We start from the raw sequence: 23996 nt of genomic DNA, 5'->3' as shown, positions 1-23996 counted from the left end.
AAGCAATAAAAATTAATAATTTCATGTAGTTAATAAATTAATTTACCTTAATGAAAATCATTTTCAGCAGCCCTTTTTGAGCTTGGCCCCGCTTTTGCGGGCTGCGCCATGAAAGCCCCTGCAAAGGGTGGTAAGATCGTTTTCCTTCTAAAGATGAAACAACTGATTGATATGGCAGCCCGAACCCTGAAAATTGCCACTCGCAAGAGCCCATTGGCCCTGTGGCAGGCCAACTTCGTCAAAGACCGGCTGGAAGCCCTGTACCCCGAGTTGCAGGTCGAGCTGGTGCCCATGAGCACTCAGGGTGACAAGATCCTGGATACCCCTCTCGCCAAAGTGGGTGGCAAGGGGTTGTTCGTCAAGGAGCTGGAAACCGCCATGCTGGAGGGCCGCGCCGACATCGCCGTCCACTCCATGAAGGATGTGCCGGTGGAGTTCCCGGAAGGGCTGGGCCTGCACACCATCTGTGAGCGCGAAGATCCGCGCGATGCCTTCGTTTCCAACCGTTTCAGCCAGATAGAAGCACTGCCGCAGGGCGCCGTGGTCGGCACCTCCAGCCTGCGCCGTCAGTGTCAGCTGCGGGCCGCCCGCCCGGATCTGGTGATCCGCGACCTGCGTGGCAACGTCAATACCCGTCTCGCCAAGCTGGATGCCGGTGAATATGACGCCATCATTCTTGCCGCCGCCGGCCTGAAGCGTCTGGAGATGGCACATCGCATCACTGCCTTCATCGAGCCGGAGCAGAGCCTGCCAGCCAACGGTCAGGGGGCGGTCGGCATCGAATGCCGCCTCGACGATCACGAGCTGCACACCCTGCTGGCACCGCTGGAGCACGCCGAGACCCGGATACGGGTGCTGACCGAGCGAGCCATGAACCGCGCCCTGCAAGGGGGCTGTCAGGTTCCTATCGGCGCCTACGCTCTGGTGCAGGGGGATGAGGTCTGGTTGCGTGGTCTGGTGGGCAGCCCGGATGGCAGTCAGGTGATCCACGACGAGATCCGCGGTCCGCTGGCAGACGGTGAGGCCCTCGGCCACACCCTGGCCCAGCGTCTGCTGGCGGCTGGTGCCGACGTTATCCTGGCCGAGGTCTACCGGGCATGATACCCCTGGTGGTGCGCCCGGCCGCTCAGGCCGCCGAGCTGATGCAACTGCTGCGCCAACACGGCCACGCACCGCTCTGCTGTCCACTGCTTGAAACGGCAGCGGGCAGCGAACTCCCCCGCCTGCCCGAACTGCTGCCCCAGGCTGACATCGTCATCGCAGTCAGCGTGCATGCAGTTCATTTCACTCATCATTTTCTGTTGCAAACTGGTCAGACCTGGCCAAGTATTGACTACTTTGCGGTCGGCCAGGCCAGCGCGGATGCCTTCTCCGAAGTCGGTATAGAGGCGAGCTGCCCTGACGATCCCCGTAGCGAAGGGCTGCTGGCACTGCCCGCCCTGCAACAGGTGAGCGGCAAGCGGGTATTGATACTCAGAGGCAACGGGGGCCGGGATCTTATCGCCCGGACGCTGGCCTCACGCGGTGCTCTGGTGCACTATTGTGCGGCCTATGAGCGCCACTACCCCGAACTCGACGGGGACGCATTGACTCGCCATTGGCAGGCAGCCGGGCTCGACAGCCTGCTCATTACCAGTGGTGAACTGTTGCAACGGCTGCTGGAGCTGGTGCCAGACCAGCAGCAGCCCTGGCTTTATGACCGCCTCTTGGTGGTGCCCAGCCCCCGCGTGGCCGACATGGCCAAGATGGCGGGCTTTACCCATATCACGATTGCCCAGGGTGCATCCAACCAGGCCCTGACGGCCGCTCTGGAACTGAGGAAGATGGAATGACTGAACAACAAGAATCCCAGGTCAAGCCCCAGCCGACCGCCGTGGTCAATGGCGGCAAGAGCCGCTCCGGCGTTCTGCTGGGTGGTGTTGCCATACTGCTGGCCATCGGCCTGACTGGCGGTCTCTACCTGCATGGCCACCAGAGCGCCGTGGCTCAGCAGGGGGAACTGGATCAGCTCAAGCAGCAACTGGCCGAGGCCATGAACAAGCTGGATCAGAGCAACAGCAAGGATAGCGAGCAACTGAGTGCGCTGGGCAAAACCCAGCAGCAACTGCAAGAAGAGCTCAAGGGTCTGCAGAATCGGGTGCTGGATCTCAACGACAAGCGTCCCAACGACTGGATGCTGGCCGAATCCGAATACCTGGTACGCATGGCGGGCCGCAAGTTGTGGCTGGAACATGACCTCATCTCCGCCATTACCTTGCTTGGCAATGCCGACGAGCGGATCAAGGCGCTCAACGATCCCAGCCTGATGCCCATTCGCAAGGCGCTGGCGGAAGACATAGCCCAGCTCAAGGGGATGCCGCGCATCGACCGTGAAGGATTGACTCTGAAACTGGCCGCCCTCTCTGACCAGATAGAGCTGCTGCCCCTCTCCACCGTCAGCATGCCGGAAGCCAAGACCGAGCCGGATCAAGCCGTCAGCACCAATCCGGACGAGTGGGAAAGCAACCTGAAGAAGAACTGGGTCAAGTTCACCGAGAACTTCATCACCATACGTCGCCGCGATGGCGCCGTGGAAGCCCTGCTCTCCCCGCAGCAGGAGATCTTCCTGCGCGAAAACCTCAAGACCAAGCTGCTGCAAGCCCAGCTCGCCGTCTACCGAGAGCAGCAGGCACTGTATGACGACAGCCTGGAGAAGGCACAGCGCTGGCTGACCCAGTATTTCGATACCGACAACAGCGCCACTCACTACATGCAGTCCGAGCTGGACAAGCTCAAGAGCGAGCAGATCCAGTTCACCTATCCGGATCGCTTCAAGACCCAAGCCATGCTGGAAGAGGTGCTGACCGAGCGCCTGCAACGCATTCTGGCCAGCAACTGAGGAGGGCACCATGATTCGTCTGATTGTTCTGGTGGCCGTGATGATAGCCGGGCTGATGTTTGGCCCTGAAGCATCCGGCAACAAGGGGTATGTGCTGATCGCCCTGGGTAACTACACGGTGGAGTCCTCAGTCACCAGTGCCGTGATCCTGGCTGTGCTGTTCTACGGCGCCCTGCTTGTCATCGAATGGCTGCTGGGCCGGGTATTCGGTCTGCGCCGCAAGACACTGGGCTGGTACGGTTCGCGCCGGCGCCGCAAGGCCAACCAGCAGACGGTGGCAGCGACACTGGCCATGGCCGAAGGTCACTACAGCCAGGCCGAGAAGCTGATGCTCAAGGGCGCCAGCAACAGCGATACCCCGCTGCTCAACTACCTGAGTGCCGCCAAGGCCGCCCAGGCCCGTGGCGACGACGTACGCCGGGATCAATACCTGCAAAAAGCGCAGGAGGAGAACCCCAAGGCCGAGCTGGCACTGACCCTGACCCAGACCCAGCTTCAAATTGAGCAGGGCCAGTACGACACTGCGCTGGCCATGCTGGAATCCGTCTACGCCCTCAACCCGCGCCACCCCATGGTGCTGGATCAGCTGCGTCAGGTACATCTGGCGCGCGAGGACTGGGCGGCACTCATCGACCTGATCCCCGTGCTGCACAAGGTGGGCAAGCTGACCCCCAAACAGGAAGAAGATTTGCTGCATCGGGCCTGGACCGGTCGGCTCAAGGCTGCCAGTGACGCACTCGAAACCCTGCGCCCTGTCTGGCAGGATCTGCCCCGCAAGCTGCGCCAGGATCCGGATCTGCTGGCCGCCTACGGCGATCGCCTGCGTGAGCTCGGCGCCGACAGCGAAGCCGCCGAACTCTGGCTGGACGCGCTGCGCAAGCAGGTCTCCCCCCAGTTGCTGGCTCGTCTGCCCAAACTCAAGCTGGAGAGCTACCAGCCGGTGCTGACCCTGTTGCAGAAGATACAGGATCAACCGGGTGTCGAGGCGGCCCTGGCCCAGATCTATCTGCTGGCGGGTCAGCTGGACCAAGCCCAGTGCCTGCTGGAACAGGAAGTGGCTAAGACACCGAGCGCCGCCATCTACCACGCCCTTGGCCAGGTAATGGACAAGCGCCGGCTCACCAACAAGGCCAACGAGTATTATCGTCAGGCCCTGGCGCTGGCCGACGTCTGACCTGGGTGCCGCTGACGGATACCACCCAAAAAGAGAGGCCGCGATTGCGGCCTCTCTTTCTTCTGATCTGCTCTGATTTTACGCCGCAGCCGGTTTATGCCGTTTGTCGCTCCAGCTCACCGATGAGCCAGATGGCCTCTTCCCGATGAAAGCCGCACACATCCTGCATGGGTCGAAAACCACCGCAAACCGCCGGCCGATCAGGCTGGTCGAAGATCTTGCAACCCAGCTGCATGTCTAGCTGTACGCAGGGCACACCGGCCGGCTTGCCGGCGGGCATACCCGGGATGGCACTGCTGATACTGGGGGCGATGCAGCAGGCACCACAACCTTGACGACATTCCATGTAACGCTTTCCTGTGCGTGGCGAACCAGTCTAGCAAAGAGCCGTGATTCCCCTTAGCCGTATCCCGGCGCTCCCTGAAATAGCGACCTCCCAGACAACAAAAAGCCCGACGGCAACAGCCGTCGGGCTTTTTCAACAGCAGCGTCAGCGCATCACAGAATGATGTCGCGCACCACGCTGTCTTTGCGCTCCAGGAAGTGGATCGACTTGATGCGGCGAATCGTCCGCGACTTGCCACGGATCAACAGAGTCTCTGTGGTCGCCATGACGCCATCGCTGGTGATGCCGTCCAGCAGATCACCCTTGGTGATGCCGGTCGCCGAGAAGATGACGTTGTCATTCTTGGCCAGATCTTCCAGCTTGAGCACCTTGGTCACATCGATGCCAAGCTCCACGCAGCGAGCAATTTCCTGCTCGCCCAGCGCACGCACTTCCGGGCTGTCGCCCTTGACCTGATGACGAGGCATCAGGCGAGCCTGCATGTCACCATCCAGCGCACGGATCACCGCCGCCGAGATCACCCCTTCCGGCGCGCCGCCGATGCCATAAAGCATGTCGACTTCGCTGTCCGGCAGACAGGTCAGGATGGACGCAGCCACGTCGCCATCAGGGATGGCAAACACCCGCACGCCCAACCCCTGCATCTCCTTGATCGCCTTGTCGTGACGCGGCTTGGCCAGGGTGATCACGGTCAGGCGGGAGAGTGGCTTGCCCAGCGCCTTGGCCACGGCCTTGAGGTTCAGCTCGAGGGCCTGATCCAGGTCGATGGCCCCCTTGGCCTTGGGACCCACGATCAGTTTTTCCATGTACATGTCGGGTGCCTTGAGGAAGGAACCCTTGTCGCCGACCGCCAGCACGGCCAAGGCGTTGGCCTGGCCCATGGCGGTCATGCGGGTACCCTCGATAGGATCGACCGCGATATCCACGGCATCACCCAGCCCGGTCCCCACCTTCTCGCCTATGTAGAGCATGGGGGCTTCGTCGATTTCACCTTCACCGATCACAATCTCACCATCGATCTGGATCTGATTGAGGATATGGCGCATGGCCGCTACGGCCGCCCCATCGGCGATATTCTTGTCACCACGTCCGAGCCACTTGTAGCCAGCCAGTGCAGCCGCTTCCGTCACTCGGGAAAACTCGATTGCCAGTTCACGTCTCATCGCATATCCAACCTTTGGAGCTCGAAAACGGGCGGCATTCTATCACAAGGGCAAACCTTTGCGCGCAAAAGTGGCGGATGGTCACACAAATCCCGGACCGTCACCAAACTGACATCAAACCGCCATCGACACTTAACGGGATTGTCACCCCGCCGTCATTCCCCCTGCCTAGCATGGCCCCGTCTTTTAAAACAAAAGCTTGCAACAAGGGATCAAGATGAAAAAGCTGACTGTAGTGGCACTGGCTCTCACCGCGGCCTTCCAGGCTCAGGCCGTTGAAGTGTACAAAAACGACACCACGATGGTGGATTTGTATGGACGTATCTACGCTGGCCATTTCTTCGGTGACAAGAAGGAAGGGGTCGACACTGCAAACCCGAATGGCACTCATGACTACAGTGCCAAGCAGGGTGCAAACCAGTTTGTCCGCTTCGGCGCCAAGGTAGATAGCCAGATAAACAGCCAACTGAAGGCGCTGGCCCAGTACGAAGTGCAGATGTACATCAATGACAGCGAAAAAACCATCAGCGACAACTCGGACAACCTGCGTACCCGCCTGGCGTTCGCCGGTGTGGGCGCTGACTGGGGCAACATCACCTTCGGTCGCCAGAAGGGAGCCCCCGGCTTCCTGGCCGACTGGACTGACGTCTCCCTCTCCGATGGCTATGGCAACGAAGCCCTCGGCGCCAAGACCGACACCTTCGCCACCAACCGTGCCGGTTCAGTGCTGAAATACTCCGGCCTGTTCAATGGCTTCCAGATAGACACCAGCTACAAGTTCGATGGCGGTGATACCGAAGAGACCACCAGCAAGGACAGCGATGCCGCCTACGGTGCCGCCGTGGCTTACACCTTCCCGTTCGACCTGGCACTGGGTACCGCCTACAACGTGGGGATCCGTGACAAGAGCGGTGAAGAAGATGCCAAGCTGTGGCTCATCTCCGCCAAATACGACAACAAGGCAGTCTATGCCGCCCTGAGCTATGCCGATGGCACCGACTTCCTGGCCACCGGCACCGACCACACAGGTTGGGAAGCCGCGCTCGGTTACAACTTCGAGAACGGTTTCGGCCTGATGGCACTGTGGAACAAGCAGGAACAGGACAAGGCGGGTACCAAGAAAGACAATCTGGATTACTACACCCTGGGCGCCCAGTACAAGTTCAACAAGAACCTGCGCGTCATCGGCGAGTACCGCATCAACAACCTGGACAGCGTTGCCGGTAAAGCAACCGCCAACAAGGATGACTTCCAGCTGGCGGCCCGTTACGACTTCTAAGTCGGGTTTTCAGCAAGAAAAACAACGCGCTGGCTTATGCCGGCGCGTTTTTTTGTGGCCCCCTGTCAACCCGGCATCCAGCCATGACCTAGGCTCAACAGAACCATGAAGAGGAGATCACCATGCTGTTACGCCTGCTTGTCTGCTGCTGCCTGTTGTTCACCCTTCCCGTTCAGGCGCTGACCATCGCCATGGTGCTGTGGCGCGGTGAAACCGATGCCGAGCGGGGCTTTCGTGCCGAACTGATCCGGCTGGGATACAACCCCACCTTCATCACCTTCAACGCCAATCAGGATCGCTCTGCCCTGGCGACACTGCTGCGCCAGCAACTGCTGCCCTCCCTCGCCCAATACGACTATATCTACAGCTTCGGGACCACGGCCACCACCATGGTCAAGAGTCTGATCGGTGAGCGCAAGCCACTGATTTTCAATATAGTGTCTGACCCTGTCGGGGCCGGGATCCTGTCAGAAGAGCGAAGCGACAACCCCATGGTGGCCGGCTCCAGCAACCTGGTGCCCATGGCACTCCAGCTCGCCAACGCCCGCAAGCATCTGCCCAACAGCAAGGGGCTGCTGCTGCCCTTCAACCCACGCGAGCAGAACACCTTGCTGACCGCTGAACTGCTGCTGCGTGAGGCCAAGCGCTACCAGTGGGACCTCACGACCTGGCGCATAGCACCGGACAAACGGCGGCTCACAAACGAGCTCAAGCGCCTGCAGCAAGATGCGAAACAGAGCATCGTCTTCCTTGCCGCCGACAGCTATCTGCTCTCCATCGCCCCCGAGCTGCTGGCCGCTCTCAACGAGGCGGGCATCCCCACCATCTGCAGCGCCGAGCAGTTTGTCCAACACGACTGTACCGTCAGCACCATCAGCAGCTATGAAACCCTGGGACGGATGACGGCCAGCATCATCCACCGCCACTTGCAGGGCACGCCGCTGCAAGAGATACCACTGCAGACGGATCCGGCTCCGCGACTGGTGCTGGGCAAGCAACTGGCGCCATAGCACCGGACTTTTCTGCCCATACCCCCAACCCCCTGTCACTCGTCCAGCCACACGGGCCTGACGTCATGTGCGTTCCATCCGATCCCCCTGCATATTTGCATCACATCTTTATGTTGCAGAGCTAATGAAAATCAATATCATTAGCATCCCCTCAAATGAGAGAAACCAATAATTATAAATAAATCAATAAGTTCAGACCATCAGGTCGCTTCCTCAAGAGTCAACACGCAACATGTACACACCGAATCACCCACGCGCCCTGCTGGGCGTGGCTCTGCTGGCCCTGAGTGCCAGCGCTCGCGCCGAAGACGAGACCATGACGGTCGTCGGCAAACGCAGCCAGCATGAAGAGGTCGCCACCGCGACCCGCACCAACACCCCGGCCAAGCTTGTTCCCCAGGCGATCGACAGCGTCAAGGCCAGCGAACTGACCGCCTTCGGCCAACCCACCCTGAGCGAGGCCCTGACCGGTATTCCCGGGGTCAACGCCAGCGGTGACACCCGCTTCGATAGCGTCAATATCCGTGGCTTCAGTGCCAGCAATGACTTCTATCTGGACGGCTTTCGCGATGACATGCAGTACACCCGGGATCTCGGCAACATAGAGAGGGTCGAGGCGCTCAAGGGCCCGGCGGCGGTGCTGTACGGCCGTGGCAGCACGGGTGGCATCATCAACCGGGTCAGCAAGAAACCGCAGAAGGGCCAGGAGTCCAGCGTCACCGCCCTGGTGGGCAGTTTCGATACCAGGCGCGTGGCCGCCGACCTCAATGCCGAGGCGGGTGAACGGGTGCAGCTGCGCCTCAACCTGGCACAGGAAGACAAGGATAGTTTTCGCAACGATGTGACCAGCAAGCGCACCCTGCTGGCCCCCTCCGCCAACTGGGAGATCAGCGACAAGCTGAACTGGCTGGTACAGTACGAGCGCAATGCCCACGACCGCACCCCGGATCGCGGCATTCCCGGCGTCAATGGCCGTCCGGCCGATGTTCCCAGAGAATTTGTCTACAGCGATACTCGCCGCGACTTTATCGACGACGTGGCGCAATCCACTCGCTCCCGCCTCTCCTGGGACATCAATGATCAGTGGCAACTGCGCCAGCAGCTGGGCTACAGCACCCTCGACAGCCAGTTCGACAACACCTATGTCACCAGCGTCAAAGGGGATCAGGTCACCCGTGCCCGCTGGCAGCAGGATCTCAAGGCCAACAGCCTGATCAGCAACACAGAGGCCGAAGGCCAGCTGCAGACAGGCCCCGTCGAGCATCGTCTGCTGTTCGGGTTGGAGCAGAACTGGCAGGAGCGCACCCCCAAGCTCTACCAGAACGCCAGCCCCATCCCGGCCGGCAATCTTTACGATCCCGGCTCACTGCCCACCTATGATGGCGCCATGAAGTTATCCAGCGACGCCAACCACAAGGTGCGTGGTTACGGCCTCTATCTGCAGGATCAACTCAGCCTGGGTGACTGGCATCTGGTAGGCGGCTTGCGCCGCGACGACTTCACCGTCACCAGCCGCCGCAACGACCTCAACAAGGAAGAGACCCTCTCGGTCACCAGCCTGAGCCCGCGGCTGGGGCTGGTGTGGAATCCCCTCGAGGATCACGCCTTCTACACCTCCTACAGCAAGACCTTCACACCGGTTGGCGGGGAGCTTATCGGCATCACACCGGGGGACAAGAACAACGCTCTGGATCCCCAGAACACCCGACTGTATGAGGGTGGCGTGAAGAGCGACTGGCTGGATGGCCGCCTGGCGACCACCCTCTCTCTCTACCGGTTGGAGATGTACAACAAGCGCAGCAAGGACCCGCTGGATCCCACCAAGGTGACCCTCACCGGCCTGCAACGCACAGATGGCATAGAGCTGAGTGCCCGCGCCCAGCTGACCGACGAGCTTTACCTGCGCGGTGGCATCGCCATTCAGGATGCCGAGCAGGTCAAGGCGGATGCGGATCTGCAGGGCAAGCGACCGATGAACGTCTCCCGCCAGAACGGCCAGCTGTTTGCCGGCTATGAGAGCGGCCAGCAGGGTTGGTTCGGCGAAACCGGCGTGACTGCGGTGGGGGATCGCTTCGCCGACAACGCCAACACCACCACCTTGCCCGGCTATGCCCGCTTCGATGCCCGCGCCGGCTACCGCTGGCAGCAATGGGAAGCCCAGCTGAGCGCCGAGAACCTGACCGACCACGACTACTTCGTCAGCGCCACCAGCGCCTCCCAGATCATGCCGGGCACGCCCCGTCAGCTGAATCTGAGCGCCGCCTACCGCTTCTGATCCCACCCTCTTCCCTGATCTCTCTGGCCAGCCATCGCTGGCCAGATTTTTATGAAGCGCAACCAATGAAACGCAGAAGACTCCCCCTTCACAACAACAAGTGGGTGCGCCGCATCCACGCCTGGGCCGGCTTTGCCACCCTCACCCTGATGCTGCTCTACGGCATCACAGGCCTGTGGCTGCAACACAGGGCCGTGTTGCCCATTCCCGGCCCCCACACCGACAAGTCGAGTGAGGAGATAGCCCTGACCGCGCCGCTGGCCAGCCCGGACGAGCTGAAAACCCTGTTGCAACAACGCTATCCGCACAGTTTCGAGGAAGGCCGCGCCATGATCACCCCGGCGCAGACCCTGCCCACCCCGGCGGGTCCCCTCACACTGCCGGCCCGCTGGGAGATGCGCGGCGTCACTCTCAGCCAGAGCGTGGCGGCCAGCTATGTGGAGGGGACCCTGCTGGTTCGCACCGAATTGCAGCAGGCCAACTTCGCCGCCAGCCTGAACCGGCTGCATCGCGGCATGGGTACCGGCCTCTCCTGGCAGCTGTTCGGCGATCTGGCGGCGCTGGCCATGTTGCTGCTGGCGCTCACCAGTTTGCTGATGTGGAACAAGCTGCACGGCCCGGCCGGCAGAGGCATAGCCCTGCTGCTGACAGGCGCCGTCGCCACTGTGCTGGTTGCTCTGCTCTAGCCCATTTACCGACACTAAAGCGGGATCCGGCTCTCACGGGCGGTAACCCCGCTCGCCGCCGAAGTAACAAAGGGTAACCGGCTGCCGATGGGGGTCACACTTGTCGGCGCAGTGACTGGATGGGGGCCGCTTGCGACTGTTAGGGTGCGGCCTCGACTCCAGACGGCAGCAGGCATAATGCGCACCTCCAGCATAGAGTGCGGGCGAGTAGTGGCCATCATGGCCGTGATGACCATTCACCTCTCCCCCTTCAGCAATCCGTTCGACCCCACACTATGGAATGACTCCCTCTACCTCTGGCTGGGGGGCATCATCAACCAGCTGTGCCGCTTCGCGGTCCCGCTCTTCTTCCTCTGCGCCGGCTACTTTCTGCAACCAGCTCTCGTCGCAGGCAACCCCATGGCGGCGGCACTGCGTTACTGCCGCCCTCTGCTGGGACTCTGGCTGGTGTGGAGCCTCATTTATCTGCTGATGCCCTTCAACCCGCAGGCGGTGGTGAACGATGGCTACCTGCCGGCCATGGCGAGTCAGTGGCAGATGCAGCTGGGGGATCCCCTCAATGCCTGGTGGGTGGGTGGCATGATCCACCTCTGGTTCCTGCCCGCCCTGATGCTGGCCGTCTTGCTGCAGGCACTGTGTCACAGGATTGGGCTGCCCCGGCTGGCGCTAGTGCTCGGTGTCCTGCTCTACCTGCTGGCCCTGCTCGGCGGCTCCTATGGCCAGCCGCTGCTGGGGGGCGAGTGGGCACTGTTGACCCGCAACGGTCCCTTTTTCTCCTCGATTTTCGTGGCGCTGGGCGCCGAGCTGCGCTTTCGCGCCTGGCAGCCAGATGCCCGGCGCAGCGCCCTGCTGTTGGGTGTGGGAATGGGGATCTATGCACTGGAAGCCTGGGGCTTGCTGTACTTCGCCGATGTGCCCCTCAGTCGTCACGACTTCCTGCTCGGCTCGCTCCCCTGGGGCCTGGGCCTGTTCGGCCTGCTGCTGGCCAACCCTGGCTGGGGCAGGGGCAGCTGGCTAGAACGCCAGGCACCCAGGGTGCTGGGTCTCTACTGCCTGCACATGATGCTGGTGGTGTGGCTGATGATCTTTGGCCCGCAGGGGAAGTTGCTCTGGTGGGAACTGCTGAAGGTACCGGCCTTGATCACCCTCTCCCTGCTCGCCTACCGGCTGCTGGCGGCAACCCCGGCCAGCCGCAGCTTGCTGCGCGCCCGTTGAGGAGGGAGATGTGAGACTGAGAGGAGAGGAGGCGGGAGCTATGCCGATCCCTCCCTACTCGCGACTGAACGGGTGGTTCAATTTTTATTCATCGCCGACAGATAAACTCCGGTCTCCTTAACGCGAAACCCAACCTGGAGTCATGACCGCATGAAGTTGCTCACCAAGAAGTCATTTACCAAGCAATACGGCCTTGTCCTCGTTCTGCTCGCCGCCAGCGGCTCCCTCAGTGCCGCCGAGATCGCCAACAACAACATCACTGAAGCCGAGATCAAAGCCGCGCAGGATGCCTGGGGCAAGGCCCTGATCCAGATCAGCGACGACTACCGCACCGGCGGCATAGAGAAGGCCAAAACGACGGCCACGACAGTGCTCGACAACGCCTACGGCTACAACAATGGCCCTGTTCTGTTCAAGCCCACCCTGGCCGGAGGCGAACAGACCTTCCGCATCAATCAGGAAGGGGCGCTGGCCTACTTCGTCGGCAACAACAAGGCCTATCCCGCCGACACCGGCTTCGCCCTCAAGAACTGGAAAAGTTACAACTACGACAACGCTGCCATCTATATCAACGGCGACATGGCACTGACCATGGGCAAGGTTCACCTGACAGACAGGGACAACAAGGAGACCACGGTCGACAAGACCTGGGGCTTCAAGAAGGGGGATGACGGCAAAGTCCGCATAGTGTTGCACCACTCTTCCCTCCCCTACGCCGGTTAAGCGGCAAAAGGCGACCTGCGGGTCGCCTTTTTGTTATGAGGGCGGCACTTTGGCCACCCACAAGGTGACGGCGAGACTGGCGCTGTTACCATGCTCCTTTTGTAACGAACCCAGACGAGACACCCATGCAGATCCGCCCCTTCACTCCGTCCGACATGGATACCGTCCTCACCATCTGGCTGGAGGCCTCCCTGCAGGCGCACCACTTCATCGACCCGGTCTACTGGCACGCCAACCTGGCGCCGATGCGGGAGCACTACCTGCCCGCCGCCGACTCTTATGTGCTCTGGCAAGATGGCACTGCGCTGGGGTTTTATTCTCTGTATGAAGAGACCCTGGCCGCCATCTTCGTAGCACCGACGCAGCAGAGGCGCGGCTATGGCAAGGCTCTGCTGGCCCACGCCAAACGGCAACGGCCAGCATTGCGCCTGCAGGTGTACCAGCAAAATCGTGCCAGCTGCGACTTCTATCTCGCTCAGGGCTTCCAGATAGAGGCCGAACAGCAGGATCCCCACACCCACTGCACCGAATGGGTAATGGCCTGGTCGGCAGCAGGCTAGCCCGGTTCGATAGCCGGTGAGCCCGGGCCATCCCCACTCTGCGCCAGCAGCTCGGCGTGGCTCAACGCCAAGTCGTGCATCTGCTGCAACAGCGGGAGCAGAGCAATACCAAGCGGGCTCAGGGCATATTCCACTCTGGGGGGTACCTGGGGATGGAGAGTGCGAGCAATGACGCCATCGGCCTCCAGCTCCTTGAGCTGGGCGGTGAGCACTTTCTGGCTCACCTCTGGCAAACAGCGTCGCAAGTCACCAAAGCGCAGGGTCTGCTCGCGCAGATGAAACAGGATGGCCGGTTTCCATTTACCGGCGAGCAGCCGCAGCACCCGATAGGCAGGGCAAGGAAGTGAGGACACGTGATGGCTCGTGAGTGGTTACTTTGCGGTAACTATGCCACGAAAAAGTGCCTTCTTGCAGCCAAGATGCCGGCTTCCTATGATGCGGGCTTAGTCATTCAACGCCCACGAGAGGTTCACCATGCCCAGCCTGCTACAGATCCATTTCAACTTTCCCGCCGGGCAGATGGGGGCGGCACTGACCGACGCCGCCATGCCGCTGGCCAAGTCCATCACCCTTGAGCCTGGCTTTATCTCCAAGATCTGGACCGAGAACACGCGCACCGGCGAGGCGGGTGGCATCTATCTGTTCGAGGATGAGGCAAGCGCTCTCGCCTACGCGAAAATGCACGAGCAGCGGGTGCTCGCCATGGGCGCCAGCGCGGTACAGTACAAGCTGTTTGACGTCAACGAGCCCCTTAGCCGGATCACCCGCGGCATTGTCTGACACCGCACTCCACAGCGCTGACAGGCATCAAAACCTCAGAGTCAGGCCGATATTGGCCTGCCACTGGGTCACCAGCTCGCCGCGCACCTTGAACACGCAGTCGTCCGGGTTGCAGAGAAACTGGCTGTTGTCGTTGACCAGGGTGCCGTAGCCGCGCACCTCGGCCCGCAGCGCCAGATGCTCGGTCAGGCGTGGCTGCACCCCGAGCGCCAGCGACATGGAGGGAGCCAGCTCGCTGTCGTAGGCGGCGAAGCGCGTCGCCCCTATGCCGGCGCCTATGTAGGGGGCCATCAGATTGTCTGACAGGGTGAGGGCCCCGGCGAAGTGCAGGGTATCCATCGTCAGCCGTTCCGACTGATCCGGGGAGAGGCGGGTGGATTGGTGGCTGTAGAGCAGCTCTATCATGCCGGGGTCATCCACCTCCTTGCTGATGAACAGGCCCCAGCTGCCGGAACTATCCCCCTGCAATGACTCCAGCTTGGTGGAGACAGGCACGGGTTGGGGGTCATCGCTCGCCTCGAAGTCGATGGACGAGCTATAGCCGAAAAATGGCGTCACCTGCCAGCCAAGCCCTGCCTCGCCGTCGGCGCTCCATGCCTGCCCCAGCGGCAGCAAGAGCCCCATCATCATGATCCCCGCTCGTTTCATCACAGTTCCTCTGCTTGTGCACCAGTGCCCACCAAGCATATCAGAGCCCCCTGACCCCCATCCTAAACCAGGCCTGTATCAACCCATTTTCGCAGGGAGGATCACACTCAGCTGCCGCAACCATATCCCGCCACCACGCCACTCATCGCCGCCGCCGTTATTCATCGGGGATTAACCTCTGCCACGTATGCTGGCGCGCAACCGGGTCATGGTGACCCGACTCCACTCATCAGAAGGAAACTCGGGAATGGTTGCCGCGCAACTCAAGGACCCACAACACAAGCTCTCCGACACACTGCGGGCAACCGCCCACGCCATAGAGGAGAGCCATATCAGCCTGCGTCAGATGCTGGCCCTGGTGGGTGAACAGGGCATGCTGCTGTTTTGCGTACTGCTCACTGTGCCCTTCCTGCTGCCGGTTTCCATCCCTGGCGTCAGCACCCCGTTTGGCCTGCTGATCCTGTTTATCGGTATCGGCATCACCCTCAACCGTGTGCCCTGGCTGCCCGCCATCCTGATGGAACGCCGCTTCGCCGCGGATCAGCTAAAGCCGACCCTGCACAAGGGCGCTGACTTGCTGGCCCGCATCGATCGTTTCATTCGCCCACGCTTCTTGCTGCTGACCGGCAGCAGTGCCATCAATCGCTGCAACGGCCTCTTGCTCATGCTGGCCGCCCTGTTGCTGATGCTGCCGCTGGGGGCTATCCCCTTCACCAACGCCATGCCCGCCTGGGCCATTCTGCTGCTGGCCATCGGCATGCTGCAGCGAGACGGCCTGTTCGTCGCCAGCGGCTACCTGCTGGTCAGCGCGACTCTGGTCTGGTTCAGCGCCCTGGCCATAGGGTTGTTGATGGCGGGGCAGAGCGTCTCGACCCTGCTGGGTTGACCCTGACACGCAGACGAAAAAGGGGCGACCAGGTGGTCGCCCCTTTTGTTTCATGCGGCATGCAGGCCGTCAGATCAGGTCATAGATCAGCGCGGAGATGGCGAGCAGACCCACCACCATCACGAACAGTGTGCTCGCACCGCGATAGCCCTTGAGCGCCGGCAGACGATAGATGGCGTAGGCGGGCAGCAGGAACAGGATCACCGCTATCAGGGGGCCGCTCACCTTCTCTATGATATTCAGCACATTGGGGTTCAGATAGGTGATGACGCCGGTCACCACGAACAGGATGACGGATGAGACCCTGGCTATGGTGACCTCCCCGAGGGAGAGCCCAAGCCCCCGGCAAGCGCCGCTCACCATGCTAACAGTCCCCTCGTTCACCCCCATTGAAGTGCCGAGGAAGGATTTGGACATGGCCAGAATGGCAATGAGCGGACCCACATAGGCGATAAGCGGATTGGAAAATTTGTTCGCCAGCGCCGACAGCACGGAAATATTGTCGGTACGAGCCAGCGCCATTTCCGCCTGACTCAGGCTCATCACACAGCTGATGACAAAAAACAGCACGCTGCCGCAGATCAGCAGGCTGCTCCACTTGATGATGCGCTGGCTGCGCATATGGGCGCTCACATGGCAGCGTTTTTTCTGGGCGGCGGTAAACGAGGAGATAATGGGCGCATGGCTGAATGAAAACACCATCACGGGCACTATCAGCCAGAGGGATTTCCAGACGGCAGGATCACGCCAATCCACGGCCTGACTCTCGGTGAAATAGGAGAGGCTCCACTGGGGCAACAGGTAGAAAGAGATACCCAGCAGGAAGGCGATCATCGGCAGCGCCAGCACGCTGATGGCAGAGACCACCACCTGTTTGCCGGTCAGCAAGATCAGGTGCAGCCCCAGCATCACCGCCAGCACCAACCAGCCACGGCTGACCATTGCGCCGCCCATCTGATGCACCATAAAGCTCTCGATGGCATTGGTGATGGAGATGCTGTAGACCAGAATGATGGGGTAGAAGGCCATCAGATAGACCAGCATCAGCAGCTTGCCTGCCCTGGGGCCAAAATGTTCCTCCACCACATGAGTAATATCCCCTTCCCGATGGGAACTGGATAACACGAAGCGACTCAAGGCACGGTGGGAATAATAAGAGAGCGGAAGTGCTGCCAATAAAATGAACAGCAGTATGATCGGAGCATTACTGCCAACGGTAATAGGGAGAAAAAGGGTTCCGGCACCGACGGCAGTGGCATATAAGCCCATGGTCCATACCGAATCACTTCTCTCCCATTTCAACTTTGAGACTGAATTATTCTTTTCAGCAATAGCTATACTCATTGCGATATACACCTTATTTGTCTGTCACATTATTTTATTGGCCCGTGTAATAGGCAGGTGATATGTCTGCGCACATCGTACTCATTTTTTAGAAAACACAAACCCGTCAGCGGTCAACAGGACAGCCAATATGAAACGGATATGCCACGCTACCATCGTTGAAAACGCAATCAAGGTCAAGGTTAATAATTCATGACTGTTTGAATAACTTTGTTTGAAATGAAAACAGAATGTGTCATTTCGACCAGAATACAACCACTTGATTCCAGAATCATAACATCACGGCAAACGATACATTAATCATGTCGATCATATAAACATGACCAACAATCAATCTGGTAATATCAAAAATATAGATAATGGATTTGTTAAAATTATTATGCCGCCTTCTGAATTAATTGACTTGAGCAATAACAAGACTGCGTTCTGAATATCCTTCACCCCGGCAAGCAGGGCCTGCGGATTGTGATGCGGTGCCGAGCACTGTCCCCGGAGAAGCCGATCCCGCTCACACTGCGCACAGGCAAGTGATTGTTTCGCTGGGGCAGTTCCTTTAGGCTGACCATCTTGAGTCTATTGTCACCCCATCAGCCGCCCAGGGACGCCAGCTCAGCGCCAGCAAGCGAGGACGGCCGTCAACCGGAGAAGGAATATCCAGATGAAGAGAACCATAGTCACCGCCAAATTCGATGTCGTGAGCCTGGAGGGCGAACAAGTGACCCTGAAAATTGCCATCGGCGCCCCGCAACCCGACCCCAAATCCACCAGTGGCGACTATCGCTGCAAAGTGAAGCTGGCCGGGCTTGGCGACAAGACCTTTATCCATGGCATAGACGCCTTGCAGGCCCTGAGCCTGGCCCTGAAATTTGTCGAAAGTGAGCTGCGCGCTTTCTCCGACGCCGGCTGGCACTTCTATCTGCCCGGCTGCCCGGATCAGCCCGTCGATATCGCCGCCTGCTATTTTCCGGAGATTTGACGAGTCCCCCGGTCGTAAAGCTTTTATCGGGGCGTCGAAACAGGTCACCGGGAATAGATAATTTCCGGTTCTGTGGCCAGAAGGCTTGACCATATTGAGTCCAAACCCTTATTTATTGAGGCTCTTTTCATGGACCTGGAGCCAATATGCGACTGACCCCGCCCCTACCGCCGCAGGATGAGGAACTCGATGCCCTGCGGATCGGCCTGTCTGGCTACAACACAGCCCAGGCTGGCACACACCTGCGCGAGCGGATCGCCAGCTTTATCAAGGATGAACAAGGCAAGGTGCTCGGTGGCATAGTCGCCGATATCAAGTGGGGCTGGCTGCACGTGGACTGGCTCTGGATCGACGAAGGCATCCGCAAGGACGGCTGGGGCGCCCGCCTGCTCGCCACCATGGAGCAATATGCCAGCGACAAGGGCATCACAAAGGTTCATTTGGAAACCACCAACTTCCAGGCCCTGCCCTTCTACCAGAAGCAGGGCTATACCGTCTTTGGCGAACTGCCGGATATGCCACCTGGGCATATCACCTATTTTCTGAAGAAGATGGAGTAAGCCAGAGCACTTCAGCATAGAGCTGAGAATAATATATCTTAAAATACTTAATGACGCCGCATGAGAATTGCGGCGTTATCATATGCCAATTTATTAATGGCAGCAGTGATTAAAACTGAAATTACCCCCCCTACAATAACGTTTATTGTATACAACCACCTAACACCCCCCTTATCAAGCCCCATATGGGCACATGACATATGTGCTGTTTGTTATAAAATAACCTTCTAAAACAAAGAGGATTTATCTATGAAAAATTTCCCATTAATATTTTGCATTATTTTTAGCAATCTTGTTTATGCCAATGAGTGTGACCAGTTGATAGTCAACGGTAGTTTCGAAAACTCGCCTGCCAGACCCTCCATTTGGGAAACCTTGCCCGGGAATGACGAGACCAGCCTCCCTGGCTGGAAAACCTTGGGTGAGGGCGTTGAGTGGTCTTCTCACGTATCCGCCTCAGGTAGCAGCAAGCTCTACACACCGGATGGTGACTATATGATTGACCTCAACAATTATTATTCAAAAAATGGTGGGGGTATCGAACAATCATTCCCAACCAAGGTTGGAGCAAAGTACTTAGTCACATTCCACGCTGGCACACAAAAGAACTTTAACCGGGACGGCACTGCCAAATTAAATGTCATTATTGGCGATGAACACTATATATATAATCTTAAGACAGAGCGTAGCGATGCTATTGACTGGACTTATTTCTCATTTTCTTTCGTGGCAGGCCAACCCAGTACAACCATAAAGTTCACAACGGATACCAACTCATTGGAACACTTTACCGTCATTGATGATGTGAATATTGTTCCGCTTAACAAGCCTCGTGCCATTCTCGTCAACTGATATACCCTAGCATTCAAATATAAGGGCTACAAAGTGCCCATAGGAAAGGGAATGCAGGAACAATAACATTCTGTTGCTCCTGCAACCCTCTTCTGCCGATATATCAATGACTGGCCGAGCGGCTGCCGTTCCAGAGCAGCTCGCCACTGCGCAGCTCCATCAGGCTCATGGTGAGCCGATAGCGACTCCCCTCGGACACCAGATCCCCATAGAGCATGTAACCGGCCCCGGTCTGGCGGCCGAGTCGCACCAAGGATGCCGGATTCATTCTCCCCTGCTGATACTCGAGCTGCCCCGTGATGGCGGCCACCTGACCGGGATCGACGAAGCCAAAACCACTCTTGGACTGGATCCGCTTGCTCATGGCCGCCGCCATTGTGCTGGTATCGAGCTCGTCATTGGTGCCGTCTCGGGGCGGGGTAAGCAGCAGGACGGCATTGCCACTCTGCGCCAGCTCCCGCACCTCGGGGGCCTGCACGAAGGCATCCGCCATGGCGAGCGCCAGCCCGGTCGGGGCCACCGGCTTGGGTAGCGGCGCCCCGGCATCCGGCTTGGTCACAGGTTTCTCTGGCTGGATCACAGGCTGGTCCGGCTCGGTGACAGGCGCCGGAGTACCGCCATAGGGATTGATACTGCAACCGCCCAAGAGCAGGGCCCCCACCATCAACAAGGAACGCATATTCATCATCTCTTCTCTCCGCCATCAGTCCGTGGAACGGACTTCGTCAAAAGCCCGTGACGGAGCCCAGGCCCCGCATCAGCTCCATGCTAGAGACAAACCCGCCCCGGGTCGATGCGCACATGACGACGGGGCGACAAAGGCTGGCGAGTGCACCACTACAAAAAGGTGGCATGCCATCATCAACTTCCTTTACGGTAGTGTGCCGACAGATTCGAAAGGAGAGCACAGTGCACGGACCCGATCCCGCCAATCCCCACCCCATGAAGGGCTTTCCCCAGGTGTGCTTTATCAAGAACACCATCAAGGGGCCCAATATCGAGGTGGGCGATTACAGCTATTACGACGACCCGGAAGACTCGGCAGGCTTTGAGCGCAACGTCCTCTATCACTTCCCCTTCATCGGCGACAAGCTGATCATCGGCAAGTTCTGCGCCATCGCCCGCGGGGTCAAGTTCATCATGAACGGCGCCAACCACCAGAGCTCCGGCTTCTCCACCTACCCCTTCTTTATCTTCGGCAATGGCTGGGAGAGCGCAGCCCCCGCACCGGGCACGCTGCCTTACAAGGGGGATACGGTGATTGGCAACGATGTCTGGATTGGCTATGACGCGCTGATCATGCCGGGCGTCAAGGTCGGCAACGGCGCCATTATCGCCGCCCGCTCAGTGGTCACCACTGACGTGCCCGCCTACGCCGTGGTCGGCGGCAACCCAGCCAAGGTGATCCGCTACCGCTTCGACGACGACACCATAGCCCGCCTCAACACCCTCGCCTGGTGGAATTGGCCAGTGGAGCAGATCAGCCGGAATTTGAAATTGATAGGCGGCGGGGACATTGGCGAGTTGGAGAGGGTGGGGTTATAGCTGCCCACCTAGAGGCATCGAGGAGATGCCTCCCCATACAGTCCTGGAGAGCACGCATCCATCTCCCGGATCAGTGCGTTACATGCGAATTTAAAACAATCAGGTCCCACTGGAGTTATCAACATGACCACACCGACACCCGCTTTCACTGTCGTCCACTCAACACCGCCCGTCGAAACCTATCGCTATCTTCGAACCGCAGCCGGACTTAGCCCAAAGACTATTGAGGCCGCAGAGCGTGGTTTGCCCAATACGCTGTTTGCCGTCCAGGTGTTTTGTGGCCAGACCACCATCGGCATGGGTCGCATCATCGGAGATGGCGGGACATTTTATCAAGTGGTTGATATTGCAGTGCTACCTGAATATCAGGGTCAAGGGGTAGGCAAGAAGATCATGACGGAGATCGCCGACTATATCGCCCGCGAGGTACCGGAGTCAGGCTATGTCAGCTTGTTGGCAGATGGGGAGGCTTACCGACTCTATCAACAATTCGGTTTCTCGCTCACGGCGCCAGCCAGTGTTGGTATGGGGCTTAAGCGGATTGCCGCCGAAAAGTCCTGACCAATCATTCACCTCCATACCCAGGACTGTCATGTTGGGATATCCGCCTTCTTGTCTGCCCGGTGGCACAGGTCAGCCCGCAGGTGACACTGAACAGCCGCGGGCAGATAGCCGTGCTGGAAACCATCCCCCAGCCATCATCAAACAGGAAGCACCATGCAACTAACCCTACCCCAACCGCCTCAGGACGATGAGATCGAAGCGCTGCGCATTGGCCTCTCGGGCTACAACAAGGATCACGCCGGCACCCATCTGCGCGAGCGGATCGCCAGCTTTATCAAGGACGAAGAGGGCAAGGTACACGGCGGCATCATCGCCGACATCAAGTGGGGCTGGCTGCACGTCGACTGGCTCTGGATCGACGAAAGCATCCGCCGCGATGGCTGGGGTGGCCGCTTGCTCGGCGCCATGGAGCAGTACGCCCAAAGCAAGGGCATCACCAATTACCATCTGGAAACCACCAGTTTTCAGGCCCTCCCCTTCTACCAGAAGCAGGGTTACGAAGTCTTTGGCCAGCTGCCCGATATGCCGCTGGGGCATGTTAGTTATTTTCTGAGGAAAAGGACTCCTTGAGCAGCTACCAATCATCGAAAGGTCGTACATTGTTTGCCTAAAGTTACGATAAGCATCTTGATTAATATTTTTTATACATGTGAAAGTAATGACACCACAATATTTCATCAAATATATACAGGTTGAAGAATGACTAAATCTAAAACAAAAAACAGATACAAACTTGGAAAAGATATTGTGATTGGAGGTTGGAAACTAGTTGAAAGACTTGGAGTTGGTGGAAATGGTGAAGTTTGGGAGGTATCGCGTAATGATTATGAAAATCATGCAATGAAACTGCTAAAAACAACAGATACTAATATTTATGAGCGCTTTAAAGCTGAAACACATATTCTCTCAACTATTAAGCATGATGGTGTTATACCACTCATTGATCTTCATTTACCTGATGACATAAAAACAGACACTCCTTGGTTTATCATGCCGAAGGCTATTGGCTTTGAGAAATATGCGGCAGATAAAACACCAATCGAGCTAGCAAGACAATTTGTCTTGTTAGGAGATACACTGAGATACTTGCACTCCAAAGGAATTTCACATAGAGATATCAAACCAGCTAATATTCTCTTTTATAATGATAGATTGTGCTTTGCTGATTTTGGTTTGGTAAAGTACCCAGGAAAAGAAAATATCACACCTGAAAAGCGAGATGTAGGTGCAAAATTTACTATGGCGCCTGAAATGCGGAGGGAGGCTTCCTTGGCAGATGGTCTACCTGCCGATGTATTCTCTCTAGCCAAATCTCTGTGGATCGTATTGACTAAACAAGAAAAAGGCTTTGATGGTCAGTATAACCCTTCGTCAATTCTATCTATAAAGAACTATTGCCAAGGTTTGTATACTACACCTTTAGATAACTTACTAATTGAATCTACGGATACTGACGCATTTAAAAGACCAAATGCAAAAAAATTTACTAGTCGACTGGTTGAATGGATCGATTTAAATAAAGACTTTCATAGACGAAATTTATCAGAGTGGTTAGAAGTTCAACAGATAATATTCCCAACTGGGAGCCCTTCTCAAGCAACTTGGATTGATATTGACTCAATATGTTCAGTATTGAACGAAATAGGACACAGACAGAGTCTAAATCACATGTTTTATCCTACTGGGGGGGGGATGGATTTGTTGGGAGCTTCCAAGGCTGAAGAGAATGGAATGTTAGCATTGCATGTTGGTGGATCGAAAGTTGAAATACTAAAACCAAAGAAGCTAACGTATGAATCTGTAGGATTTCATCCACAGTGGAACTACTTCAGGCTTGAAGCTGCAGAGGTTGAACCAACCGGAATAGAAACTGAAATGAGTTATGATGGCACATCAGAATACTTGTTGGAAATTGAGCCAGGAAGATATGTAGAATATTATCACTGGCATAATGGAGAATATGATGGAGAACCATTACCTAAAGAGGCCAGAGGTATAGGTAGATTTTTAAAGGGGTCATTCGTATTATTTAGCAAGCGATCAATATATAACAGAACCAGCGCTACATATGATGCTAGACATAATAAAATGTCCGAGATTTCGTTTAGGAAACATATCGAAATGGCTGCGAGAATGGCCTTTGAGCATGAAGCTGAGGAATATTAATTACAGTTAGTACTGCGATAACGAAGAACAACCCCAAAGACGGAGGCAAGCATGGTATTAGCCCCCTCCAATCCGCCGAGGGGAAGGGGCAAGGTCAGGAGCGCCATCAGGGATGATGGCGCAGACGCAGCCGGCACAGGGATGTGCCGTCTGCGGCGGTCCGTCCGACCTTGCACCTGACCCGAGGGAAACCGCGTAGCGGTCGGATTGGCGGGGGAAAAGACCTTTGGTGACTTTGGGTCTTTCCAAAGTCACTCGCCCCAGCCCGAAGGGCGGGCGAAACCCCTTCGAGGCCAGCGGCCTCGCGTCCTGCACGGCAAAGCCGTGCCACCACACAACGGCTCCTGCCGCCAACGCCATACCTCG

26 protein-coding genes are annotated in these 23996 nt (G+C 57.9%); 20 read left to right on the top strand and 6 right to left on the bottom strand.

What is annotated here, in order from left to right:
- Positions 1-171: 171 nt before the first annotated feature.
- Genes hemC through AC1P02_RS07290 form a run of 4 tightly spaced genes read left to right on the top strand, consistent with a single transcriptional unit; the run spans position 172 to position 4052 of the window.
- Complete coding sequence (gene hemC, locus AC1P02_RS07305; protein ID WP_005316194.1) at positions 172-1101, top strand: hydroxymethylbilane synthase; 930 nt, start codon at positions 172-174, stop codon at positions 1099-1101.
- Complete coding sequence (locus AC1P02_RS07300; RefSeq protein ID WP_429235588.1) at positions 1098-1832, top strand: uroporphyrinogen-III synthase; 735 nt, start codon at positions 1098-1100, stop codon at positions 1830-1832. Before hemC ends, AC1P02_RS07300 begins: the two co-directional genes overlap by 4 nt.
- A complete protein-coding gene (locus AC1P02_RS07295) occupies positions 1829-2878 on the top strand; it encodes a uroporphyrinogen-III C-methyltransferase (RefSeq protein WP_099991502.1) in 1050 nt (349 codons plus the stop codon). Before AC1P02_RS07300 ends, AC1P02_RS07295 begins: the two co-directional genes overlap by 4 nt.
- Before the next feature lie 10 nt (positions 2879-2888).
- Positions 2889-4052: a heme biosynthesis HemY N-terminal domain-containing protein gene (locus AC1P02_RS07290; RefSeq protein ID WP_485184757.1), complete on the top strand. Its 1164-nt coding sequence runs from the start codon at positions 2889-2891 to the stop codon at positions 4050-4052.
- A 94-nt stretch (positions 4053-4146) separates the two neighbouring features.
- Here AC1P02_RS07290 and AC1P02_RS07285 read toward each other — a convergent pair whose 3' ends face one another.
- On the bottom strand, positions 4147-4398 hold the full coding sequence (locus AC1P02_RS07285; RefSeq protein ID WP_005316205.1) for a YkgJ family cysteine cluster protein: 252 nt from the start codon (positions 4396-4398) through the stop codon (positions 4147-4149).
- Between the two features lie 152 nt (positions 4399-4550).
- Entirely contained in the window at positions 4551-5561 is a 1011-nt protein-coding gene (glpX, locus tag AC1P02_RS07280) for a class II fructose-bisphosphatase (protein WP_005316208.1), read from the bottom strand.
- Positions 5562-5778: 217 nt separating this feature from the next.
- Between glpX and AC1P02_RS07275 the strand changes: the two genes are divergently transcribed.
- The 7 genes from AC1P02_RS07275 to AC1P02_RS07245 all read left to right on the top strand — a co-directional run bounded on the left by AC1P02_RS07275 (position 5779) and on the right by AC1P02_RS07245 (position 13309).
- Positions 5779-6840, top strand: coding sequence for a porin (locus AC1P02_RS07275; RefSeq protein ID WP_005316211.1), 1062 nt, complete (start codon positions 5779-5781; stop codon positions 6838-6840).
- A gap of 122 nt (positions 6841-6962) precedes the next feature.
- Positions 6963-7850, top strand: coding sequence for an ABC transporter substrate-binding protein (locus AC1P02_RS07270; protein WP_310013140.1), 888 nt, complete (start codon positions 6963-6965; stop codon positions 7848-7850).
- A gap of 232 nt (positions 7851-8082) precedes the next feature.
- Positions 8083-10125, top strand: a complete 2043-nt coding sequence (locus AC1P02_RS07265; protein ID WP_485184753.1) for a TonB-dependent receptor — start codon at positions 8083-8085, stop codon at positions 10123-10125.
- Between the two features lie 65 nt (positions 10126-10190).
- A complete protein-coding gene (locus tag AC1P02_RS07260; protein ID WP_485184751.1) occupies positions 10191-10811 on the top strand; it encodes a PepSY-associated TM helix domain-containing protein in 621 nt (206 codons plus the stop codon).
- Between the two features lie 177 nt (positions 10812-10988).
- A complete protein-coding gene (locus AC1P02_RS07255; protein WP_485184749.1) occupies positions 10989-12026 on the top strand; it encodes an acyltransferase in 1038 nt (345 codons plus the stop codon).
- A gap of 150 nt (positions 12027-12176) precedes the next feature.
- Positions 12177-12749 (top strand): hypothetical protein, encoded by a 573-nt coding sequence (locus AC1P02_RS07250; RefSeq protein WP_265463042.1) that lies wholly within the window; start codon positions 12177-12179, stop codon positions 12747-12749.
- 125 nt (positions 12750-12874) lie between these two features.
- On the top strand, positions 12875-13309 hold the full coding sequence (locus tag AC1P02_RS07245) for an N-acetyltransferase (RefSeq protein WP_485184747.1): 435 nt from the start codon (positions 12875-12877) through the stop codon (positions 13307-13309).
- Here the strand turns inward: AC1P02_RS07245 and AC1P02_RS07240 are convergent.
- Entirely contained in the window at positions 13306-13662 is a 357-nt protein-coding gene (locus AC1P02_RS07240; protein ID WP_058394803.1) for a winged helix-turn-helix transcriptional regulator, read from the bottom strand. The two genes, AC1P02_RS07245 and AC1P02_RS07240, sit on opposite strands and share 4 nt — an antisense overlap.
- Before the next feature lie 121 nt (positions 13663-13783).
- Here AC1P02_RS07240 and AC1P02_RS07235 point away from each other — a divergent pair, with 121 nt between their 5' ends.
- Positions 13784-14089 carry a monooxygenase gene (locus tag AC1P02_RS07235; protein ID WP_125608616.1) on the top strand — a complete coding sequence of 102 codons (306 nt, stop codon included), beginning with the start codon at positions 13784-13786 and terminating at the stop codon, positions 14087-14089.
- 27 nt (positions 14090-14116) lie between these two features.
- On the opposite strand, the gene AC1P02_RS07230 is transcribed toward AC1P02_RS07235, so the two are convergent.
- The gene (locus tag AC1P02_RS07230) at positions 14117-14737 is read right to left on the bottom strand and encodes an outer membrane beta-barrel protein (RefSeq protein WP_485184744.1); all 621 of its coding nucleotides are present in this window, start codon (positions 14735-14737) and stop codon (positions 14117-14119) included.
- Positions 14738-14984: 247 nt separating this feature from the next.
- Between AC1P02_RS07230 and AC1P02_RS07225 the strand changes: the two genes are divergently transcribed.
- On the top strand, positions 14985-15623 hold the full coding sequence (locus AC1P02_RS07225; RefSeq protein WP_005316240.1) for an exopolysaccharide biosynthesis protein: 639 nt from the start codon (positions 14985-14987) through the stop codon (positions 15621-15623).
- A 69-nt stretch (positions 15624-15692) separates the two neighbouring features.
- Here the strand turns inward: AC1P02_RS07225 and AC1P02_RS07220 are convergent, their stop codons facing one another.
- On the bottom strand, positions 15693-16748 hold the full coding sequence (locus AC1P02_RS07220) for an amino acid permease (protein WP_225854312.1): 1056 nt from the start codon (positions 16746-16748) through the stop codon (positions 15693-15695).
- Between the two features lie 877 nt (positions 16749-17625).
- On the opposite strand from AC1P02_RS07220, the gene AC1P02_RS07215 reads away from it, so the two are divergent.
- From AC1P02_RS07215 to AC1P02_RS07205, 3 genes are all read left to right on the top strand, one after another.
- Complete coding sequence (locus AC1P02_RS07215) at positions 17626-17943, top strand: DUF6968 family protein (RefSeq protein WP_485184741.1); 318 nt, start codon at positions 17626-17628, stop codon at positions 17941-17943.
- A gap of 146 nt (positions 17944-18089) precedes the next feature.
- Complete coding sequence (locus AC1P02_RS07210) at positions 18090-18503, top strand: GNAT family N-acetyltransferase (protein WP_485184739.1); 414 nt, start codon at positions 18090-18092, stop codon at positions 18501-18503.
- Positions 18504-18752: 249 nt separating this feature from the next.
- A complete protein-coding gene (locus AC1P02_RS07205) occupies positions 18753-19355 on the top strand; it encodes a DUF642 domain-containing protein (RefSeq protein WP_271773765.1) in 603 nt (200 codons plus the stop codon).
- Positions 19356-19458: 103 nt separating this feature from the next.
- On the opposite strand, the gene AC1P02_RS07200 is transcribed toward AC1P02_RS07205, so the two are convergent.
- Positions 19459-20040, bottom strand: coding sequence for a penicillin-binding protein activator LpoB (locus tag AC1P02_RS07200; protein ID WP_485185433.1), 582 nt, complete (start codon positions 20038-20040; stop codon positions 19459-19461).
- A 257-nt stretch (positions 20041-20297) separates the two neighbouring features.
- Between AC1P02_RS07200 and AC1P02_RS07195 the strand changes: the two genes are divergently transcribed.
- The 4 genes from AC1P02_RS07195 (at position 20298) to AC1P02_RS07180 (ending at position 23630) form a co-directional block, all read left to right on the top strand.
- On the top strand, positions 20298-20900 hold the full coding sequence (locus AC1P02_RS07195; protein WP_485185432.1) for a Vat family streptogramin A O-acetyltransferase: 603 nt from the start codon (positions 20298-20300) through the stop codon (positions 20898-20900).
- Between the two features lie 123 nt (positions 20901-21023).
- On the top strand, positions 21024-21461 hold the full coding sequence (locus AC1P02_RS07190; protein WP_485184737.1) for a GNAT family N-acetyltransferase: 438 nt from the start codon (positions 21024-21026) through the stop codon (positions 21459-21461).
- A 156-nt stretch (positions 21462-21617) separates the two neighbouring features.
- A complete protein-coding gene (locus AC1P02_RS07185) occupies positions 21618-22034 on the top strand; it encodes a GNAT family N-acetyltransferase (RefSeq protein ID WP_485184735.1) in 417 nt (138 codons plus the stop codon).
- A gap of 129 nt (positions 22035-22163) precedes the next feature.
- Positions 22164-23630 carry a serine/threonine protein kinase gene (locus tag AC1P02_RS07180; protein WP_485184733.1) on the top strand — a complete coding sequence of 489 codons (1467 nt, stop codon included), beginning with the start codon at positions 22164-22166 and terminating at the stop codon, positions 23628-23630.
- Positions 23631-23996 lie beyond the last annotated feature (366 nt).

It is taken from the genome of Aeromonas sp. TS_SC_11, assembly GCF_057318915.1.
This window is presented reverse-complemented; position numbering and strand designations above follow the sequence as displayed.

What these genes read in the sequence shown, in the direction of transcription:
- AC1P02_RS07205 (WP_271773765.1), top strand. Translation starts at nt 18,753, where the DNA reads ATGAAAAATTTCCCATTAATATTTTGCATTATTTTTAGCAATCTTGTT.
- AC1P02_RS07285 (WP_005316205.1), bottom strand. Translation starts at nt 4,398, where the DNA reads ATGGAATGTCGTCAAGGTTGTGGTGCCTGCTGCATCGCCCCCAGTATC.
- AC1P02_RS07185 (WP_485184735.1), top strand. Translation starts at nt 21,618, where the DNA reads ATGCAACTAACCCTACCCCAACCGCCTCAGGACGATGAGATCGAAGCG.
- AC1P02_RS07180 (WP_485184733.1), top strand. Translation starts at nt 22,164, where the DNA reads ATGACTAAATCTAAAACAAAAAACAGATACAAACTTGGAAAAGATATT.
- AC1P02_RS07215 (WP_485184741.1), top strand. Translation starts at nt 17,626, where the DNA reads ATGAAGAGAACCATAGTCACCGCCAAATTCGATGTCGTGAGCCTGGAG.
- AC1P02_RS07230 (WP_485184744.1), bottom strand. Translation starts at nt 14,737, where the DNA reads ATGAAACGAGCGGGGATCATGATGATGGGGCTCTTGCTGCCGCTGGGG.
- AC1P02_RS07295 (WP_099991502.1), top strand. Translation starts at nt 1,829, where the DNA reads ATGACTGAACAACAAGAATCCCAGGTCAAGCCCCAGCCGACCGCCGTG.
- AC1P02_RS07290 (WP_485184757.1), top strand. Translation starts at nt 2,889, where the DNA reads ATGATTCGTCTGATTGTTCTGGTGGCCGTGATGATAGCCGGGCTGATG.
- AC1P02_RS07270 (WP_310013140.1), top strand. Translation starts at nt 6,963, where the DNA reads ATGCTGTTACGCCTGCTTGTCTGCTGCTGCCTGTTGTTCACCCTTCCC.
- hemC (WP_005316194.1), top strand. Translation starts at nt 172, where the DNA reads ATGGCAGCCCGAACCCTGAAAATTGCCACTCGCAAGAGCCCATTGGCC.
- AC1P02_RS07265 (WP_485184753.1), top strand. Translation starts at nt 8,083, where the DNA reads ATGTACACACCGAATCACCCACGCGCCCTGCTGGGCGTGGCTCTGCTG.
- AC1P02_RS07250 (WP_265463042.1), top strand. Translation starts at nt 12,177, where the DNA reads ATGAAGTTGCTCACCAAGAAGTCATTTACCAAGCAATACGGCCTTGTC.
- glpX (WP_005316208.1), bottom strand. Translation starts at nt 5,561, where the DNA reads ATGAGACGTGAACTGGCAATCGAGTTTTCCCGAGTGACGGAAGCGGCT.
- AC1P02_RS07260 (WP_485184751.1), top strand. Translation starts at nt 10,191, where the DNA reads ATGAAACGCAGAAGACTCCCCCTTCACAACAACAAGTGGGTGCGCCGC.
- AC1P02_RS07210 (WP_485184739.1), top strand. Translation starts at nt 18,090, where the DNA reads ATGCGACTGACCCCGCCCCTACCGCCGCAGGATGAGGAACTCGATGCC.
- AC1P02_RS07235 (WP_125608616.1), top strand. Translation starts at nt 13,784, where the DNA reads ATGCCCAGCCTGCTACAGATCCATTTCAACTTTCCCGCCGGGCAGATG.
- AC1P02_RS07245 (WP_485184747.1), top strand. Translation starts at nt 12,875, where the DNA reads ATGCAGATCCGCCCCTTCACTCCGTCCGACATGGATACCGTCCTCACC.
- AC1P02_RS07275 (WP_005316211.1), top strand. Translation starts at nt 5,779, where the DNA reads ATGAAAAAGCTGACTGTAGTGGCACTGGCTCTCACCGCGGCCTTCCAG.
- AC1P02_RS07195 (WP_485185432.1), top strand. Translation starts at nt 20,298, where the DNA reads ATGAAGGGCTTTCCCCAGGTGTGCTTTATCAAGAACACCATCAAGGGG.
- AC1P02_RS07200 (WP_485185433.1), bottom strand. Translation starts at nt 20,040, where the DNA reads ATGAATATGCGTTCCTTGTTGATGGTGGGGGCCCTGCTCTTGGGCGGT.
- AC1P02_RS07255 (WP_485184749.1), top strand. Translation starts at nt 10,989, where the DNA reads ATGCGCACCTCCAGCATAGAGTGCGGGCGAGTAGTGGCCATCATGGCC.
- AC1P02_RS07225 (WP_005316240.1), top strand. Translation starts at nt 14,985, where the DNA reads ATGGTTGCCGCGCAACTCAAGGACCCACAACACAAGCTCTCCGACACA.
- AC1P02_RS07300 (WP_429235588.1), top strand. Translation starts at nt 1,098, where the DNA reads ATGATACCCCTGGTGGTGCGCCCGGCCGCTCAGGCCGCCGAGCTGATG.
- AC1P02_RS07190 (WP_485184737.1), top strand. Translation starts at nt 21,024, where the DNA reads ATGACCACACCGACACCCGCTTTCACTGTCGTCCACTCAACACCGCCC.